The organism is Staphylococcus sp. 17KM0847 (assembly GCF_013463155.1).
Classification (GTDB): domain Bacteria; phylum Bacillota; class Bacilli; order Staphylococcales; family Staphylococcaceae; genus Staphylococcus.
Genome location: NZ_CP040781.1, coordinates 119,855 through 137,920 on the forward strand (window position 1 = coordinate 119,855; position 18,066 = coordinate 137,920).

Annotated in this window: 12 protein-coding genes, 8 tRNA genes and 4 rRNA genes; all 24 read left to right on the forward strand. The window is 41.3% G+C overall.

Annotated elements, in window-relative coordinates:
* The first annotated feature begins 10 nt into the window (after positions 1-10).
* The 24 genes from FGL66_RS00575 (at position 11) to rrf (FGL66_RS00690) (ending at position 17,956) form a co-directional block, all read left to right on the forward strand.
* Positions 11-394, forward strand: coding sequence for an FtsB family cell division protein (locus tag FGL66_RS00575; RefSeq protein ID WP_180809698.1), 384 nt, complete (start codon positions 11-13; stop codon positions 392-394).
* A 229-nt stretch (positions 395-623) separates the two neighbouring features.
* Entirely contained in the window at positions 624-1,001 is a 378-nt protein-coding gene (locus FGL66_RS00580) for a S1 domain-containing RNA-binding protein (protein WP_180809699.1), read from the forward strand.
* Between the two features lie 97 nt (positions 1,002-1,098).
* A complete protein-coding gene (gene tilS, locus FGL66_RS00585; RefSeq protein ID WP_180809700.1) occupies positions 1,099-2,388 on the forward strand; it encodes a tRNA lysidine(34) synthetase TilS in 1,290 nt (429 codons plus the stop codon).
* Positions 2,378-2,917, forward strand: a complete 540-nt coding sequence (gene hpt / locus FGL66_RS00590; protein WP_180809701.1) for a hypoxanthine phosphoribosyltransferase — start codon at positions 2,378-2,380, stop codon at positions 2,915-2,917. Before tilS ends, hpt begins: the two co-directional genes overlap by 11 nt.
* Before the next feature lie 153 nt (positions 2,918-3,070).
* Positions 3,071-5,140, forward strand: a complete 2,070-nt coding sequence (gene ftsH, locus FGL66_RS00595; RefSeq protein ID WP_180809702.1) for an ATP-dependent zinc metalloprotease FtsH — start codon at positions 3,071-3,073, stop codon at positions 5,138-5,140.
* Between the two features lie 279 nt (positions 5,141-5,419).
* Entirely contained in the window at positions 5,420-6,301 is an 882-nt protein-coding gene (gene hslO, locus FGL66_RS00600) for an Hsp33 family molecular chaperone HslO (RefSeq protein ID WP_180809703.1), read from the forward strand.
* A gap of 136 nt (positions 6,302-6,437) precedes the next feature.
* Complete coding sequence (gene cysK / locus FGL66_RS00605) at positions 6,438-7,367, forward strand: cysteine synthase A (protein WP_180809704.1); 930 nt, start codon at positions 6,438-6,440, stop codon at positions 7,365-7,367.
* A 161-nt stretch (positions 7,368-7,528) separates the two neighbouring features.
* Positions 7,529-8,320: a dihydropteroate synthase gene (gene folP, locus FGL66_RS00610; protein WP_180809705.1), complete on the forward strand. Its 792-nt coding sequence runs from the start codon at positions 7,529-7,531 to the stop codon at positions 8,318-8,320.
* Positions 8,310-8,672 (forward strand): dihydroneopterin aldolase, encoded by a 363-nt coding sequence (gene folB / locus FGL66_RS00615; protein ID WP_180809706.1) that lies wholly within the window; start codon positions 8,310-8,312, stop codon positions 8,670-8,672. The genes folP and folB overlap by 11 nt, the downstream gene beginning before the upstream one ends.
* Before the next feature lies 1 nt (position 8,673).
* Positions 8,674-9,180 carry a 2-amino-4-hydroxy-6-hydroxymethyldihydropteridine diphosphokinase gene (gene folK, locus FGL66_RS00620; protein ID WP_180809707.1) on the forward strand — a complete coding sequence of 169 codons (507 nt, stop codon included), beginning with the start codon at positions 8,674-8,676 and terminating at the stop codon, positions 9,178-9,180.
* A gap of 18 nt (positions 9,181-9,198) precedes the next feature.
* The gene (gene dusB, locus FGL66_RS00625) at positions 9,199-10,191 is read left to right on the forward strand and encodes a tRNA dihydrouridine synthase DusB (protein WP_180809708.1); all 993 of its coding nucleotides are present in this window, start codon (positions 9,199-9,201) and stop codon (positions 10,189-10,191) included.
* 18 nt (positions 10,192-10,209) lie between these two features.
* Positions 10,210-11,697, forward strand: coding sequence for a lysine--tRNA ligase (lysS, locus tag FGL66_RS00630; protein ID WP_180809709.1), 1,488 nt, complete (start codon positions 10,210-10,212; stop codon positions 11,695-11,697).
* A 379-nt stretch (positions 11,698-12,076) separates the two neighbouring features.
* A 5S ribosomal RNA gene (gene rrf / locus FGL66_RS00635) occupies positions 12,077-12,191 on the forward strand.
* Positions 12,192-12,200: 9 nt separating this feature from the next.
* Positions 12,201-12,276: transfer RNA gene (locus tag FGL66_RS00640), tRNA-Val, on the forward strand.
* 3 nt (positions 12,277-12,279) lie between these two features.
* Positions 12,280-12,355, forward strand: a tRNA-Thr gene (locus FGL66_RS00645).
* 10 nt (positions 12,356-12,365) lie between these two features.
* Positions 12,366-12,438: transfer RNA gene (locus FGL66_RS00650), tRNA-Lys, on the forward strand.
* An 18-nt stretch (positions 12,439-12,456) separates the two neighbouring features.
* Positions 12,457-12,531, forward strand: a tRNA-Gly gene (locus tag FGL66_RS00655).
* Between the two features lie 8 nt (positions 12,532-12,539).
* Positions 12,540-12,628: transfer RNA gene (locus tag FGL66_RS00660), tRNA-Leu, on the forward strand.
* Positions 12,629-12,646: 18 nt separating this feature from the next.
* Positions 12,647-12,723: transfer RNA gene (locus FGL66_RS00665), tRNA-Arg, on the forward strand.
* Positions 12,724-12,731: 8 nt separating this feature from the next.
* Positions 12,732-12,805, forward strand: a tRNA-Pro gene (locus FGL66_RS00670).
* A gap of 15 nt (positions 12,806-12,820) precedes the next feature.
* Positions 12,821-12,896: transfer RNA gene (locus FGL66_RS00675), tRNA-Ala, on the forward strand.
* A gap of 137 nt (positions 12,897-13,033) precedes the next feature.
* Positions 13,034-14,584, forward strand: a 16S ribosomal RNA gene (locus tag FGL66_RS00680).
* Between the two features lie 259 nt (positions 14,585-14,843).
* A 23S ribosomal RNA gene (locus FGL66_RS00685) occupies positions 14,844-17,768 on the forward strand.
* A 73-nt stretch (positions 17,769-17,841) separates the two neighbouring features.
* Positions 17,842-17,956, forward strand: a 5S ribosomal RNA gene (rrf, locus tag FGL66_RS00690).
* The 16S, 23S and 5S rRNA genes sit together here with 8 tRNA genes alongside, the layout of an rRNA operon.
* Positions 17,957-18,066 lie beyond the last annotated feature (110 nt).

An 18,066-nucleotide genomic window follows, 5' to 3' on the forward strand; every position in this document is an offset into this window, starting at 1 on the left:
GTGACGCTGCATGAGTAAGAAAGTTAAAGGTATAGGCAATCAATATACGTCAGAAGCCAATGCAAAACGCCAAAGACATGAACGTCGCAAACAAGTTGTTAAAAAGCGTATTACAGTATTTGGTGGTACCCTTCTTGCTATTATTATCGTTTTACTAATAATGGTAGGCCTACAAATCCGTAGTAACTATGAAGCATCTCAGGAACGGCAAGCCAAAGAAGAAACTTATCAAAAAATACAAGATGAAGAAATTGAATTAAAAGAACAGCTTAACAATTTAAACGATGATGAGTACATTGAGAAGATTGCACGTGATGAGTACTATTTGAGCAATGATGGTGAAATTATTTTTAAGTTGCCGGAAGAACAAGAAGATCATAAAAAGAAAGAATAGCTGAGATATATTTGTGGTGTAAAACTTTTGCACATAAAAGACCGATAGAAATGATAAACGTTTGTAACCTAAGTAACAATGATATTTTATAATATACAGTATGTATCCTAGGCGCATGCACTAAAAAGTAAAGAAAATTGCTAAATGTTGTTTTGTCATTGTGTAAATAGTCAAACAAACGTATAATAGAGTTAAATATCGAACATAATCGGGAGGATGCAGTAAAACAATGTCAATCGAAGTAGGAAGTAAGGTCAAAGGTAAAGTCACTGGTATCAAAAAGTTTGGTGCGTTTGTGGAGTTACCGGGAGGAAAAAGTGGGCTTGTGCATATCAGTGAAGTTGCCGACAATTATGTTGAGAATGTTGAAGACCATTTGTCAATGGGTGACGAAGTAGAGGTAAAAGTACTATCTATTGCAGACGATGGTAAAATTAGTTTATCGATTAAAAAGGCAAAAGAGCGTCCACGTCGCCAAAGACCGGCACAAAAACCAGAAGACTTTGAAAAAAAATTATCTAACTTCTTGAAAGATAGTGAAGATAAATTGAATTCTGTAAAACGCCAAGCAGAATCGAGACGTGGTGGTCGCGGTTCACGTCGATAAGTCATCGTAATGTAGGGGTTGAGAAACGAAGGGAACTTTGGATCTCAGCTCTTTTTTTCGCGTTTGAATGAACAGAGAGCATGGAGGGGGTTAAGCGATGCAACAATTTTGGAAGCCGCAAGATCATCTTGTATTAGCCGTATCAACAGGTATTGATAGTATGGTTTTGTTACATCAACTACATATGCATTATGCGCATACATATCGCGCGCTCACATGTTTACATGTTCATCATGGTTTACGAAAGGAATCAGATGAGGAAGCGCGGTTTATTACGGCATATTGTCGTGAACATAATATTCCCTTGCATATACATTATCTAGATTTGAGTGATCTTGTTGAAGCGGGACGTAGCATTCAACAGGAAGCGCGTGATTTAAGATATGCATGGTTTGATAATATGATGCATGACTTACGAGCTGATTATTTGTTGACAGCGCATCACCTAGATGATCAATTGGAAACCATCTTTTATCGTGTATTCACAGGACGTACGAGTCGCAGTATGCTGGGTATGCGTTTATGTGAACAACGTACAGATTATCAGCTAGGTCGTCCATTACTTGATCAAACAAAATCTCAAATTCGTGACTATCAAGGTCAATACGAAGTCCCTTATTATGAAGACGCAAGTAATCAGATTAACAGTTATGTACGCAATGATATCAGAAATAGATTATTGCCTGAAATTGAGCGTAATACACAGCTACAATCTACACAGTTATTAAAGTTAATGGATATTCATACAGAGGCGATGATGTTGTTTAAGCAGCAAGCACAAGATTTTATTACACAGCATGCGATACGACAAAACAAACATAGATGGATTATTTTGAGAAAAGCATTCAATCCATTGCCACTGCATGTTAAAATGAGTGTCTTGGACCAAATACTTTCCCACTTTGAGAAAGATATATCTGTGAGTGATAAAGCCTATCAAGATTGGTTCCTTAAAATAGAGGGAGCCGTCGTACAAACATCACTCATGCGTACAAACAAATGGCATGTACAAATTGTGTATGATAAATTAATCATAGCTCAACCAGAGGATGATGGTGTTATAGAATCACAGGTTATCACAGAGACAGGAATATATCGGTTTGGTTCATATCAGGTTACAATTGCACAAGATGTATTAGATACATATGGTGTACTTTATATGCGCTCGCGTCAATCAGGTGACCGTATCTTAATCCATAATGGACATCATAAAAAAGTGACGCGTTTAATGATTGACTGTAAAGTACCGCAGTTTTTACGTGATCGTATACCGCTTGTTGTATCAGAAGAGGGTATAGTTCTAGCGGTAGGGACATATTATCAATACAATACAAATAAATATACAATCAACATTCAATACTTGGGAGATGACAGAAATGAAAAATGACTTGAAAGAAATTTTATTGACGGAGCAAGATATTCAAGATATTTGTGTGGAACTCGGTCGTGTGTTAACAGAAGACTACAAAGGGAAAGACTTGTTTTGTGTAGGGATTTTAAAAGGTTCTGTTTTATTTATGACAGATTTGATTAAACATATAGATACACATTTATCCATTGATTTTATGGATGTATCTAGCTATCACGGAGGAACGGAGTCAACAGGAGAAGTTCAAATTTTGAAAGATCTTAGTACGTCAATTGAAAATAAAGACGTTTTGATTATTGAAGATATTTTAGAAACGGGAACAACCTTGAAGTCGATTACTGAGTTATTGGAGTCACGCCGTGTGAACTCATTAGAGATTGTCACATTGCTTGATAAGCCTAATCGTCGTAAAGCAGATATCGAAGCAAAATATGTGGGGAAAGTTATTCCAGATGAGTTTGTAGTAGGTTACGGTTTAGACTACCAAGAAAAGTATCGTAACTTGCCATACATTGGTACATTAAAACCTGAAATTTATGCGCATTAGTATATCGTAAAGAAGCCACAATATTTATGAATGTGCACAGTAAATGAGTAAGACATTCAACAGTAGTGTAAAAAGCTCAATTACTAGCCACTTATGTTTATATTGTGGTAAAATTTTTGTTAGCTTTATATTTGGAGTAGGAGGAAACGTCGCATGCAGAAAGCTTTTCGTAATGTGCTATTTATCGCACTGATTGGCGTCGTCATTTTTGGACTGTTTTCATGGATAAATGGTAATGGTAATGTCCCAAAAGAGCTTACATATAATCAATTTATGCAAAAATTAGAAAAAGGTGATCTCAAATCATTAGAGATTCAACCTGAAAATAATGTGTATAAGGTGAGCGGTAAGCTTAAAAACAATGATGACTTCGCGTCAACAATACTTTTTAATAACGATAAAGAACTTGATAAAGTGACAGAGACAGCTAAAGATCAAAAAGGATTAGAGTTTACAGTTAAAGAAGAAGAAGGACAGAGTGTATTTGTAAGTATTATTTCAACATTGATTCCTGTTTTAGTGATTGCACTGCTCTTTATTTTCTTCTTGAGCCAAGCACAAGGTGGCGGCGGTGGCGGTCGTATGATGAACTTTGGGAAGTCCAAAGCGAAAATGTACGATAGTCAAAAAGGTCGTGTACGTTTCTCAGATGTAGCGGGAGCAGATGAAGAGAAGCAAGAACTTGTAGAAATTGTAGACTTCTTAAAAGATAATAAGAAATTTAAGCAAATGGGATCACGTATTCCTAAAGGTGTCTTACTTGTTGGACCACCAGGGACAGGTAAAACTTTACTAGCACGTGCCGTTGCAGGCGAAGCAGGAGTGCCTTTCTTCTCAATTAGTGGTTCGGACTTTGTAGAGATGTTTGTAGGTGTTGGAGCGAGCCGTGTACGTGACTTGTTTGAAAATGCGAAAAAGAATGCACCGTGTATTATTTTTATCGATGAGATTGATGCAGTAGGTCGTCAACGTGGTGCAGGTGTTGGTGGCGGTCATGATGAACGTGAACAAACATTAAACCAATTGCTTGTCGAAATGGATGGATTTGGTGAAAATGAGAACATTATTATGATTGCAGCAACAAACCGTCCAGATATTTTAGATCCAGCGCTTTTACGCCCGGGTCGTTTTGACCGTCAAATTCAAGTGGGTCGTCCAGATGTAAAAGGGCGAGAAGCTATTTTACATGTACATGCAAAAAATAAACCATTAGATGAAACGGTAGATTTAAAAGCAATTGCACAAAGAACACCAGGCTTTTCAGGTGCAGATTTAGAAAACTTATTAAATGAAGCGTCGCTAGTTGCAGCACGTAGTGGCAAGAAGAAGATTGATATGCGAGATATTGAAGAAGCGACAGACCGCGTGATTGCGGGACCTGCTAAAAAATCTCGTGTTATTTCAACAAAAGAGCGTAACATTGTTGCACATCATGAGGCAGGACATACAGTGATCGGTATGGTACTTGATGAAGCTGAAGTCGTGCATAAAGTAACTATTGTACCACGTGGTCAAGCAGGTGGTTATGCCATGATGTTACCTAAGCAGGATCGTTTCTTAATGACAGAACCAGAACTTTTAGACAAAATTTGTGGTCTGCTTGGTGGACGTGTAGCAGAAGATATCATTTTTGATGAGGTATCAACGGGTGCTTCTAATGATTTTGAACGTGCAACACAAATTGCACGCGAAATGGTTACTCAATATGGTATGAGTAAAAAACTTGGACCATTACAATTTTCTCATGGTGGTGGGCAAGTCTTTCTAGGTAGAGAGATGTCAGGAGAACCAGAATATTCTGGGCAAATTGCTTTTGAAATTGACAAAGAAGTACAACGTATTATTAAAGAACAATATGAGCGTTGTAAACAAATTTTACTTGAACATGAATCACAATTGCGTCTCATTGCTGAAACACTATTAACAGAAGAAACGTTAGTAGCAGAGCAAATTCAAACATTATTCCATGAAGGTCATCTTCCTGAAGTGAATTATGATGAAGCAAAAGTTGTAGAACGCTCTGCTGATGATGAATTTAGTGAAGGTAAGTATGGTAAGTCTTATGATGACATTCGTCGCGAGCAAGAAGAGATGACAAACCGTGCGAACCAAGGTACATCTGATCGTGAAGAAAGTCAAGAAACAGATGACACAACAGCATATGAGCAAGAACCAGAAATTGACAAACCGGGCGATGATCATTATACGCCGCCACGTCAATAGAGTATATATGAGACCTTCTCACAATCAGTGAGGGGGTCTTTTTATGTTAGAAGGGTATACGAGTATTGGTTTGAGTAATGTAAGTGGGCAGTAGATTGAAACCTTAGTGCTAAAAAGGGCGTGTGCTGATAAGAAAGTGTGGAGGTGATTAAGCATTTGAATGGTATGTGTAAGTCATTTCAGTTGTACTTATGAGCATAGATGGTTATGATAATGCAACGTAGAAAAATGCGATAATACTAAAAATAGAGCGTATTGCATAAAAAGGAGATTAGACAGATGACTCAAGATTATATTGTGAAAGCACTTGCATTTGGCGGTGAAGTACGTGCATACAGTGCGAAAACAACAGATGCTATACAAGAAGCACAAACAGATCACTATACGTGGCCTACTGCTTCAGCAGCACTTGGACGTACGATGACAGCAACAGTAATGATGGGTGCTATGTTAAAAGGTGAACAGAAACTTACTGTAACGATAAATGGTGACGGCCCTATTGGTAAAGTTGTTGCAGATGCGAATGCGCAAGGGAAAGTGAGAGGGTATGTGACAAATCCACAGACGCATTTTCCACTTAATGCACAAGGTAAGTTAGATGTACGTCGGGCAGTGGGAACCAATGGTGCAATCAATGTTGTGAAAGATGTAGGTATGAGAGAGTATTACACGGGGAATAGTCCTATTGTATCTGGAGAATTAGGCGAAGATTTTACATATTACTTTGCGAATAGTGAACAGGTACCGTCATCAGTAGGTGTAGGTGTGCTTGTTAATCCAGATAATTCGATAAAAGCAGCAGGTGGCTTTATTATTCAAGTCATGCCGGAAGCTAAAGAAGAAACCATTGCCAAATTAGAAACGGCTATTAATGAGATGACGCCTGTATCACAATTAATTGATAAAGGCTATACACCAGAAGAAATGTTAAATGAAATTCTAGGTGCAGAAAATGTAGAGTTTTTAGAGACGTTACCTGTTGTGTTTGAATGTAACTGTGGTCACGATAAGTTTTTGACAGCAATTAAAGGTTTAGGTGAAGCAGAAATTGAAAGTATGATTCGAGAAGACCATGGTGCAGAAGCGGAATGTCATTTTTGTCGTACGAAATATCATTTTACAGAAGAAGAACTCGAAGATTTATTGAGTACAATGAAATAATACGTATAAGATGTGAAAATTGAGATAGAATAGATAATAATAGTTTCTAAATTGTCTGAACAATGATACAATACTTATATCCGATTTATTAACTAAGTATTGAATGAAGAATACAATAAAAGTGAGGTTGTCGATTATGGTAAGAAAACCCGTAGAAAATATTACTGAGATTATTGGTCAAACGCCTGTTGTTAAGTTACGTCATCAAGCTGATGAAGATGCAGCTGATATTTATGTCAAATTAGAATATCAAAACCCGGCTGGATCAGTAAAAGATCGTATTGCATTAGCGATGATTGAACAAGCCGAAAAAGAAGGTAAAATCAAACCGGGTGATACAATCGTTGAACCAACAAGCGGTAACACAGGTATCGGCTTGGCGTTTGTATGTGCTGCAAAAGGATATAAAGCGGTATTTACAATGCCTGAAACAATGAGTCAGGAGCGACGCAATTTATTAAAGGCATATGGTGCGGAACTTGTTTTAACACCCGGATCAGAAGCAATGAAAGGTGCCATTAGAAAAGCAAAAGAATTAAAGGAAACATATGGTTATTTTGAACCGCAACAATTTGAAAACCTTGCTAACCCACGTATCCACGAATTAACGACAGGACCAGAACTTGTTGAACAATTTGAAGGTCGAACAATTGATGCATTTTTAGCAGGTGTTGGAACAGGCGGCACATTATCAGGTGTGGGTAAAGTGCTAAAGGAAAAATATCCAGATATCCAAATCGTAGCTATTGAGCCGGAAGATTCACCGGTATTAAGTGGTGGGGATCCGGGGCCTCATAAATTACAAGGTTTAGGTGCAGGGTTTGTACCTGGTACACTGAATACAGATATTTATGAAGAAGTCATCAAAGTTGGCAATGAAGTCGCAATGGAAACATCACGTCGTGTTGCAAAAGAGGAAGGTATTTTAGGCGGTATTTCTTCTGGGGCTGCAATTTATGCGGCAATTCAAAAAGCGAAAGAATTAGGCAAAGGCAAGACGGTTGTAACGGTACTCCCAAGTAACGGAGAGCGTTACCTATCTACACCACTTTATAATTTTGAATAAAGGGTAGCATGTGTATCAATCCACTAATGACGATGTTGTTGTCATTAGTGGATTTTTAATGTTATATGATTAAAGTCTTCAGAACAGGTGCATAGTTAAAAGTTTGATATAATAAGGGCGTTGTGAATAATAGGAGATCAAATGATGAAAGGAAGAGTCTAATGCAACAAACGCAAATTATGGGGATTCTTAATGTGACCCCCGATTCGTTCTCAGATGGTGGTCAATATAATGAGGTAGGCAAGGCTATTTCACATGCGAAACAAATGGTACGTGATGGTGCACATATCATTGATGTTGGGGGTATTTCGACTCGTCCAGGATTTGAATCTATTAGTATAGAAGAGGAAATAAAACGTGTACAACCTGTTGTTGAGGCATTGCGAGGTATTCAAGCAGATATTTCAGTAGATACATATCGTAGTGAAGTTGCAGAAAAAGCATTGCAAGCGGGTGCCACAATTATTAATGACCAATGGGCAGGAATGTATGACCCACAAATGTTTGAAGTTGTTGCGGCACACCAAGCGAGTATTGTATTAATGCATAATGGCGATGGTCGAAGAGATGAACCTGTTATAGATGAAATGCTTGTTACATTATTAAAACAAGCGAATAAAGCGATATTAGCAGGTATCCCTAAAGAAAAAATATGGTTAGATCCCGGCATTGGTTTTGCAAAAACACGTGAAGAAGAACGAGAAGTCATGGCACATTTGGATGCACTTGTGGCGACAGGATTTAAAGTATTGTTGGCTACGAGTCGTAAGCGATTCATTAAAGAAATACTTGGGGGAGATAACCAAGTCGATGAACGAGATGAAGCAACTGCGGCTACAACAGCGTATGGCATCATGAAAGGTGTACATGGCGTACGTGTGCATAATGTATTGATGAATGCACGTCTTGCTAAAGCAATGGATCAGTTGAGAGGTTACGAAAATGAACGATAAAATTTTTTTACAAGGTTTAGAGTTTTACGCATATCATGGTGCATTATCCGCAGAAAACGAAATAGGTCAAATATTTACAGTTGATATTGAGATGAAAGTAGATCTTAAACAAGCTGGGCAGTCTGATCAAGTAGAAGATACTGTTCATTATGGTGAGGTTTATGAAGATGTTCGCAAAATTATGGAAGGTAATGCTGTAAATTTGTTAGAACATCTTGCTGAACGTATTGCAATGTGTATAAATTCACACTATAATCGTGTAATGGAAACGAAAGTTAGAATTACAAAGAAGAATCCACCGATTCCAGGGCATTACCAAGGCGTCGGTATTGAGATTGTAAGGGTGAAATAGCATGGTAGAGGTGTATCTTGGACTTGGCGGGAATATCGGAGATCGTGAACAACAGTTAAGAGCTGCCATTGAGCATCTTAATGCATACAAAGAAATCGAGGTTATTTCAATTTCGCCAATATATGAAACGAAACCTGTCGGCTATGTGGAACAACCGGATTTTTTAAATGTATGTGTTTGTATTGAAACGACATTGAAACCACATGATTTACTGGCGATAGGCTTGGCAGTAGAGGCAGAGTTGCATCGGGTGCGCGATGTAAGATGGGGCCCCCGCACAATAGATATAGATATTTTACTTTATGGTGATGATGTGATTGAGACATCACAACTAGTTGTACCCCACCCTCGTATGACAGAACGTGCATTTGTGATGATACCTCTTAATGATATTGCACCAGATGTTGTGGAGCCGCGCTCAGGAAAAAAGATAAGTCAATTGGTAAATACAGATGATACTGTTGTACGTTATAAACCTTCGTGCGATGAACCAGATAGATGCGAATGAAATATTGGAGGAAATAGTATGTGGAAAATTGGAGATGTCGAAATTGAAAATAGAGTTGTACTGGCTCCAATGGCTGGAGTGTGTAACGCTGCATTTCGTCTAACGGTTAAAGAATTTGGAGCCGGACTTGTCTGTGCAGAAATGGTTAGTGATAAAGCGATTTTATTTAACAATCCTAAGACGATGAAAATGTTATATATAGATGAAAATGAACGCCCACTATCCCTACAAATATTTGGTGGTGAAAAAGAAACATTAGTAGAAGCTGCTGAATACGTTGATAAAAATACAACGGCTGATATTATTGATATTAATATGGGATGTCCAGTTTCTAAAATTATTAAATGTGAAGCAGGTGCACGCTGGCTACTTGATCCCAATAAAATTTACGAAATGGTATCAGCAGTTACAGAACGTGTGAGTAAACCTGTAACTTGTAAAATGCGTATTGGTTGGGACGAAGATCATATCTATGCAGTAGAAAATGCAAAAGCTGCAGAAAGAGCGGGTGCAGCGGCAATCTCACTTCATGGACGTACTCGGGTACAAATGTATGAAGGTGAAGCGGATTGGGACATTATCCGACAAGTAAAAGAAGCTGTTTCAATACCAGTTATTGGTAATGGAGATGTAACAAGCCCAGAACTCGCTAAAAAAATGTTAGAAGAAACAGGTGTAGATGCTGTAATGATCGGTCGAGAAGCGTTAGGCAATCCGTGGATGATCTACCGTACAGTCCGCTACCTCGAAACGGGTGAATTAATAGAAGAACCACACATTAGTGAAAAAGTGGAAATCGCTTTATTACATTTACGTCGTTTAGTAGAATTAAAAGGTGAAAAAGTAGGCGTGATGGAAATGAGAAAACATGCATCATGGTACTTAAAAGGTGTTAGAGGAAATGGTAAAGCACGCAAAGCATTAAACCAGGCAGAAACAGAAGCAGAAATGACAGAAATACTTACAGCGTTTCGTGACGAAATGACTACACAACAGAAAATAGAAGCATAGAGTAAAGGAGAGAGAAGAATGACAGAAGAAATGAATGACCAGATGCAAGTGCGTCGTCATAAATTACAGGAATTGCGCGATTTAGGGATAGATCCATTTGGTGAAAAGTTTGAACGTACAGGTGATGCACAATCATTAAAAGAAGACTGGGATCAATATTCAAAAGAAGAGCTTGCAGAGAAAGAAAAAGAAAGTCATACAATTATTGCTGGACGCATTATGACAAAGCGTGGTAAAGGTAAGGCGGGTTTTGCACACATTAAAGACTTAACAGGACAGTTACAAATTTATGTTCGTAAAGATCAAGTGGGAGACGCACAGTTTGATATTTGGAAAAGTGCAGATTTAGGAGATATTGTAGGTATAGAAGGTGTGATGTTTAAAACAAACACAGGAGAACTTTCTGTCAAAGCCAAGTCTTTTAAACTTTTATCCAAAGCACTACGTCCGCTACCTGATAAACACCATGGTTTGCAAGATATTGAACAGCGTTATCGCCAGCGCTACTTAGATTTGATTACAAATGAAAATAGTACACAAACTTTTATTAATAGAAGTAGAATTTTACAAGAGATGCGTAATTACTTAAATAATAAAGGGTTTTTAGAAGTTGAAACGCCGATGATGCATCAAATCGCAGGTGGGGCAGCTGCACGTCCATTCGTGACACATCACAATGCACTGGATGCAACACTTTATATGCGTATTGCGATTGAACTACACTTGAAACGCCTAATCGTTGGTGGACTAGAAAAAGTTTATGAAATTGGGCGTGTATTCCGTAATGAAGGGGTATCTACACGTCATAACCCTGAATTTACAATGATTGAATTGTATGAAGCTTATGCTGATTACAAAGATATTATGTCACTAACTGAAGAGATGGTTGCACATATTGCGCGTCAAGTTTTAGGGACGACATCTATTCGATATGGTGAAGAAACTATTGATTTAGAACCACAGTGGCGTCGTTTACATATGGTAGATGCTGTTAAAGAAGCGACAGGTGTGAATTTTTATGATATTCAATCAGATGAAGAAGCACATCAAGTTGCTAAAGAACATGGTATTGAAGTAGATAATAATATGAAATATGGCCATATTTTAAATGAATTCTTTGAACAAAAAGTTGAAGAAACATTAATTCAACCTACGTTTATTTACGGTCATCCAATTGAGATTTCTCCATTAGCAAAGAAAAATCCTGAAGATCCACGCTTTACAGATCGCTTTGAACTTTTTATCGTAGGTCGTGAGCATGCGAATGCTTTTACAGAGTTGAATGATCCAATAGATCAACGTGAGCGTTTTGAAGCACAATTAGTGGAAAAAGAACAAGGAAATGATGAAGCACATGAAATGGATGAAGACTTTATTGAAGCACTAGAATACGGTATGCCACCAACAGGAGGTTTGGGTATCGGTATTGATCGACTTGTTATGTTGCTAACTGATGCACCATCAATTCGAGATGTCTTATTATTTCCATATATGCGCCAGAAATAAAGAGGGGCGCTGGCTAATTAAAAACTTAGGTTGATACATAATAATGTGTTGACCTAAGTTTTTTTATTTGCAGATGGGGTGATAGGGTTAAGTATAGGAAATGATCTGATGTGCAAAATAATGTTGTTAAATATAGGTGATAACTATATAGAATAAAATAGGTGTTATAAAAACTTGCTACAAAATAAAAAGTTAAATAAAAGTATTGACATTTAAACAGTAATTTATTAATATATAAAAGTCGTCAAAAACGAAGTGCCATTTTTATTAAAGGACCACAAAAACTTTAATAAAGTGTAAAATTAACTGTTGAAAAACAGTTGGCAACCTAGTATTATTAAAAAAGTAGCCGATAAGAGCTACGACAAAACAAAAGATGTCTGGTGACAATGGCAAAGAGGTCACACCTGTTCCCATGCCGAACACAGTAGTTAAGCTCTTTAGCGCCGATGGTAGTCGGACTTACGTTCCGCAAGAGTAGGACGTTGCCGGGCATAAAAAACGGAGAATTAGCTCAGCTGGGAGAGCATCTGCCTTACAAGCAGAGGGTCGGCGGTTCGAACCCGTCATTCTCCACCATTTGCCGGCCTAGCTCAATTGGTAGAGCAACTGACTTGTAATCAGTAGGTTGGGGGTTCAAGTCCTCTGGCCGGCACCATCTATAAGTTGAGCCATTAGCTCAGTTGGTAGAGCATCTGACTTTTAATCAGAGGGTCAGAGGTTCGAATCCTCTATGGCTCATCATTTAAATATCATTGAGCAGAAGTAGTTCAGCGGTAGAATACAACCTTGCCAAGGTTGGGGTCGCGGGTTCGAATCCCGTCTTCTGCTCCATTATTTTTGCCGGGGTGGCGGAACTGGCAGACGCACAGGACTTAAAATCCTGCGGTAAGTGATTACCGTACCGGTTCGATTCCGGTCCTCGGCACCATCATAATACATTGTAAATGCGCCCGTAGCTCAACTGGATAGAGCGTTTGACTACGGATCAAGAGGTTATGGGTTCGACTCCTATCGGGCGCGCCATTTTAAAACGGGAAGTAGCTCAGCTTGGTAGAGCACTTGGTTTGGGACCAAGGGGTCGCAGGTTCAAATCCTGTCTTCCCGATCACTTAAAATATTTGGGGGCTTAGCTCAGCTGGGAGAGCGCCTGCTTTGCACGCAGGAGGTCAGCGGTTCGATCCCGCTAGTCTCCACCATTATTGACAACCAAAATGAACATTGAAAACTGAATGACAATATGTCAACGTTAATTCCGATAAATTGAGTACTAACGATAGTACTTTCGAGAGTGATTGACTTAAACAATCAAACGAGCTATATCAAGCTTACTTCTTTTATGGAGAGTTTGATCCTGGCTCAGGATGAACGCTGGCGGCGTGCCTAATACATGCAAGTCGAGCGAACAGATGAGGTGCTTGCACCTCTGACGTTAGCGGCGGACGGGTGAGTAACACGTGGGTAACCTACCTATAAGACTGGAATAACTCCGGGAAACCGGGGCTAATGCCGGATAACATGTTGAACCGCATGGTTCAACAGTGAAAGACGGTTTTGCTGTCACTTATAGATGGACCCGCGCCGTATTAGCTAGTTGGTGAGGTAACGGCTCACCAAGGCGACGATACGTAGCCGACCTGAGAGGGTGATCGGCCACACTGGAACTGAGACACGGTCCAGACTCCTACGGGAGGCAGCAGTAGGGAATCTTCCGCAATGGGCGAAAGCCTGACGGAGCAACGCCGCGTGAGTGATGAAGGTCTTCGGATCGTAAAGCTCTGTTATTAGGGAAGAACAAACGTGTAAGTAACTGTGCACGTCTTGACGGTACCTAATCAGAAAGCCACGGCTAACTACGTGCCAGCAGCCGCGGTAATACGTAGGTGGCAAGCGTTATCCGGAATTATTGGGCGTAAAGCGCGCGTAGGCGGTTTTTTAAGTCTGATGTGAAAGCCCACGGCTCAACCGTGGAGGGTCATTGGAAACTGGAAAACTTGAGTGCAGAAGAGGAAAGTGGAATTCCATGTGTAGCGGTGAAATGCGCAGAGATATGGAGGAACACCAGTGGCGAAGGCGGCTTTCTGGTCTGCAACTGACGCTGATGTGCGAAAGCGTGGGGATCAAACAGGATTAGATACCCTGGTAGTCCACGCCGTAAACGATGAGTGCTAAGTGTTAGGGGGTTTCCGCCCCTTAGTGCTGCAGCTAACGCATTAAGCACTCCGCCTGGGGAGTACGGTCGCAAGACTGAAACTCAAAGGAATTGACGGGGACCCGCACAAGCGGTGGAGCATGTGGTTTAATTCGAAGCAACGCGAAGAACCTTACCAAATCTTGACATCCTTTGACCGCACTAGAGATAGTGTTTTCCTCTTCGGAGGACAAAGTGACAGGTGGTGCATGGTTGTCGTCAGCTCGTGTCGTGAGATGTTGGGTTAAGTCCCGCAACGAGCGCAACCCTTAAGCTTAGTTGCCATCATTAAGTTGGGCACTCTAAGTTGACTGCCGGTGACAAACCGGAGGAAGGTGGGGATGACGTCAAATCATCATGCCCCTTATGATTTGGGCTACACACGTGCTACAATGGACATTACAAAGGGCAGCGAAACCGCGAGGTCAAGCAAATCCCATAAAGATGTTCTCAGTTCGGATTGTAGTCTGCAACTCGACTACATGAAGCTGGAATCGCTAGTAATCGTAGATCAGCATGCTACGGTGAATACGTTCCCGGGTCTTGTACACACCGCCCGTCACACCACGAGAGTTTGTAACACCCGAAGCCGGTGGAGTAACCTTTTGGAGCTAGCCGTCGAAGGTGGGACAAATGATTGGGGTGAAGTCGTAACAAGGTAGCCGTATCGGAAGGTGCGGCTGGATCACCTCCTTTCTAAGGATATATACGGAACATCATCTTAGATGATGATAGCGGATTAACGTGACATATTGTATTCAGTTTTGAATGCTCATATTTGAGGATTCAATATTGTACATTGAAAACTAGATAAGTAAGTATAAATGATTTTACCAAGCAAAACCGAGTGAATAGCGAAAGCTTGAAACTAAATTATCGCTAGTCGTCGACAGACGACTCACATAATTAATAACTGGTGATTGACAAGTCATTAGACTTGCCAATATCATAATAAGATTAAGTTATTAAGGGCGCACGGTGAATACCTTGGCACTAGAAGCCGATGAAGGACGTTACTAACGACGATATGCTTTGGGGAGCTGTAAGTAAGCTTTGATCCAGAGATTTCCGAATGGGGGAACCCAGCACGAGTTGTGTCGTGTTATCCACATGTGAATACATAGCATGTGAGAAGGTAGACCCGGAGAACTGAAACATCTTAGTACCCGGAGGAAGAGAAAGAAAAATCGATTCCCTGAGTAGCGGCGAGCGAAACGGGAAAAGCCCAAACCAACAAGCTTGCTTGTTGGGGTTGTAGGACACTCTATACGGAGTTACAAATGGCTATGTTAGACGAATAACCTGGAAAGGTTAATCAAAGAAGGTAATAATCCTGTAGTCGAAAACATAGACACTCTTGAGTGGATCCTGAGTACGACGGAGCACGTGAAATTCCGTCGGAATCTGGGAGGACCATCTCCTAAGGCTAAATACTCTCTAGTGACCGATAGTGAACCAGTACCGTGAGGGAAAGGTGAAAAGTACCCCGGAAGGGGAGTGAAAGAGAACTTGAAACCGTGTGCTTACAAGTAGTCAGAGCCCGTTAATGGGTGATGGCGTGCCTTTTGTAGAATGAACCGGCGAGTTACGATCTGATGCAAGGTTAAGCAGAAAATGTGGAGCCGCAGCGAAAGCGAGTCTGAATAGGGCGAATGAGTATTTGGTCGTAGACCCGAAACCAGGTGATCTACCCTTGGTCAGGTTGAAGTTCAGGTAACACTGAATGGAGGACCGAACCGACTTACGTTGAAAAGTGAGCGGATGAACTGAGGGTAGCGGAGAAATTCCAATCGAACTTGGAGATAGCTGGTTCTCTCCGAAATAGCTTTAGGGCTAGCCTCAAGTGATGATTATTGGAGGTAGAGCACTGTTTGGACGAGGGGCCCCTCTCGGGTTACCGAATTCAGACAAACTCCGAATGCCAAATAATTTAACTTGGGAGTCAGAATGTGGGTGATAAGGTCCATATTCGAAAGGGAAACAGCCCAGACCACCAGCTAAGGTCCCAAAATATATGTTAAGTGGAAAAGGATGTGGCGTTGCCCAGACAACTAGGATGTTGGCTTAGAAGCAGCCATCATTTAAAGAGTGCGTAATAGCTCACTAGTCGAGTGACACTGCGCCGAAAATGTACCGGGGCTAAACATATTACCGAAGCTGTGGATTGTCCTTTGGACAATGGTAGGAGAGCGTTCTAAGGGCGTTGAAGCATGATCGCAAGGACATGTGGAGCGCTTAGAAGTGAGAATGCCGGTGTGAGTAGCGAAAGACGGGTGAGAATCCCGTCCACCGATTGACTAAGGTTTCCAGAGGAAGGCTCGTCCGCTCTGGGTTAGTCGGGTCCTAAGCTGAGGCCGACAGGCGTAGGCGATGGATAACAGGTTGATATTCCTGTACCACCTAATTTCGTTTTAAGCGATGGGGGGACGCAGTAGGATAGGCGAAGCGTGCTGTTGGAGTGCACGTCCAAGCAGTGAGGTTGAGTGTTAGGCAAATCCGGCACTCATAAAGACTGAGCTGTGATGGGGAGAGAAAACACGTTTTCTCGAGTCGTTGATTTCACACTGCCGAGAAAAGCCTCTAGCTAGAAAGTAGGTGCCCGTACCGCAAACCGACACAGGTAGTCAAGATGAGAATTCTAAGGTGAGCGAGCGAACTCTCGTTAAGGAACTCGGCAAAATGACCCCGTAACTTCGGGAGAAGGGGTGCTCTTTAGGGTTCACGCTCTGAAGAGCCGCAGTGAATAGGCCCAAGCGACTGTTTATCAAAAACACAGGTCTCTGCTAAACCGTAAGGTGACGTATAGGGGCTGACGCCTGCCCGGTGCTGGAAGGTTAAGAGGAGTGGTTAGCTTCTGCGAAGCTACGAATCGAAGCCCCAGTAAACGGCGGCCGTAACTATAACGGTCCTAAGGTAGCGAAATTCCTTGTCGGGTAAGTTCCGACCCGCACGAAAGGCGTAACGATTTGGGCACTGTCTCAACGAGAGACTCGGTGAAATCATAGTACCGGTGAAGATGCCGGTTACCCGCGACAGGACGGAAAGACCCCGTGGAGCTTTACTGTAGCCTGATATTGAAATTCGGTACAGTTTGTACAGGATAGGTAGGAGCCTTAGAAGCGTGAGCGCTAGCTTACGTGGAGGCATTGGTGGGATACTACCCTAATTGTATTGGATTTCTAACCCGCAGCACTTATCGTGCTGGGAGACAGTGTCAGGCGGGCAGTTTGACTGGGGCGGTCGCCTCCTAAAGTGTAACGGAGGCGCTCAAAGGTTCCCTCAGAATGGTTGGAAATCATTCATAGAGTGTAAAGGCATAAGGGAGCTTGACTGCGAGACCTACAAGTCGAGCAGGGTCGAAAGACGGACTTAGTGATCCGGTGGTTCCGCATGGAAGGGCCATCGCTCAACGGATAAAAGCTACCCCGGGGATAACAGGCTTATCTCCCCCAAGAGTTCACATCGACGGGGAGGTTTGGCACCTCGATGTCGGCTCATCGCATCCTGGGGCTGTAGTCGGTCCCAAGGGTTGGGCTGTTCGCCCATTAAAGCGGTACGCGAGCTGGGTTCAGAACGTCGTGAGACAGTTCGGTCCCTATCCGTCGTGGGCGTAGGAAATTTGAGAGGCGCTGTCCTTAGTACGAGAGGACCGGGATGGACATACCTCTGGTGTACCAGTTGTCGCGCCAGCGGCATAGCTGGGTAGCTATGTATGGACGGGATAAGTGCTGAAAGCATCTAAGCATGAAGCCCCCCTCGAGATGAGATTTCCCAACTTCGGTTATAAGATCCCTCAAAGATGATGAGGTCAATAGGTTCGAGGTGGAAGCGTAGTGATACGTGGAGCTGACGAATACTAATCGATCGAAGACTTAATCAATTTTTATTCTTTCGGTTTCTCTTGTGAAACTTTTATACTTACAATCTAGTTTTGAATGTATAACATTCTTTTATCTGGTGCCTATGGCAAAGAGGTCACACCTGTTCCCATGCCGAACACAGTAGTTAAGCTCTTTAGCGCCGATGGTAGTCGGACTTACGTTCCGCAAGAGTAGGGCGGTGCCAGGTTTCTTTTATTATGACCTTATGGTCATTTTTTCTTTGGAATAAATCTTAAAGAAATTAAATAAAAGTATTGACTATAAGATGAAGAATATGTATAATATTTTCTTGTCGAG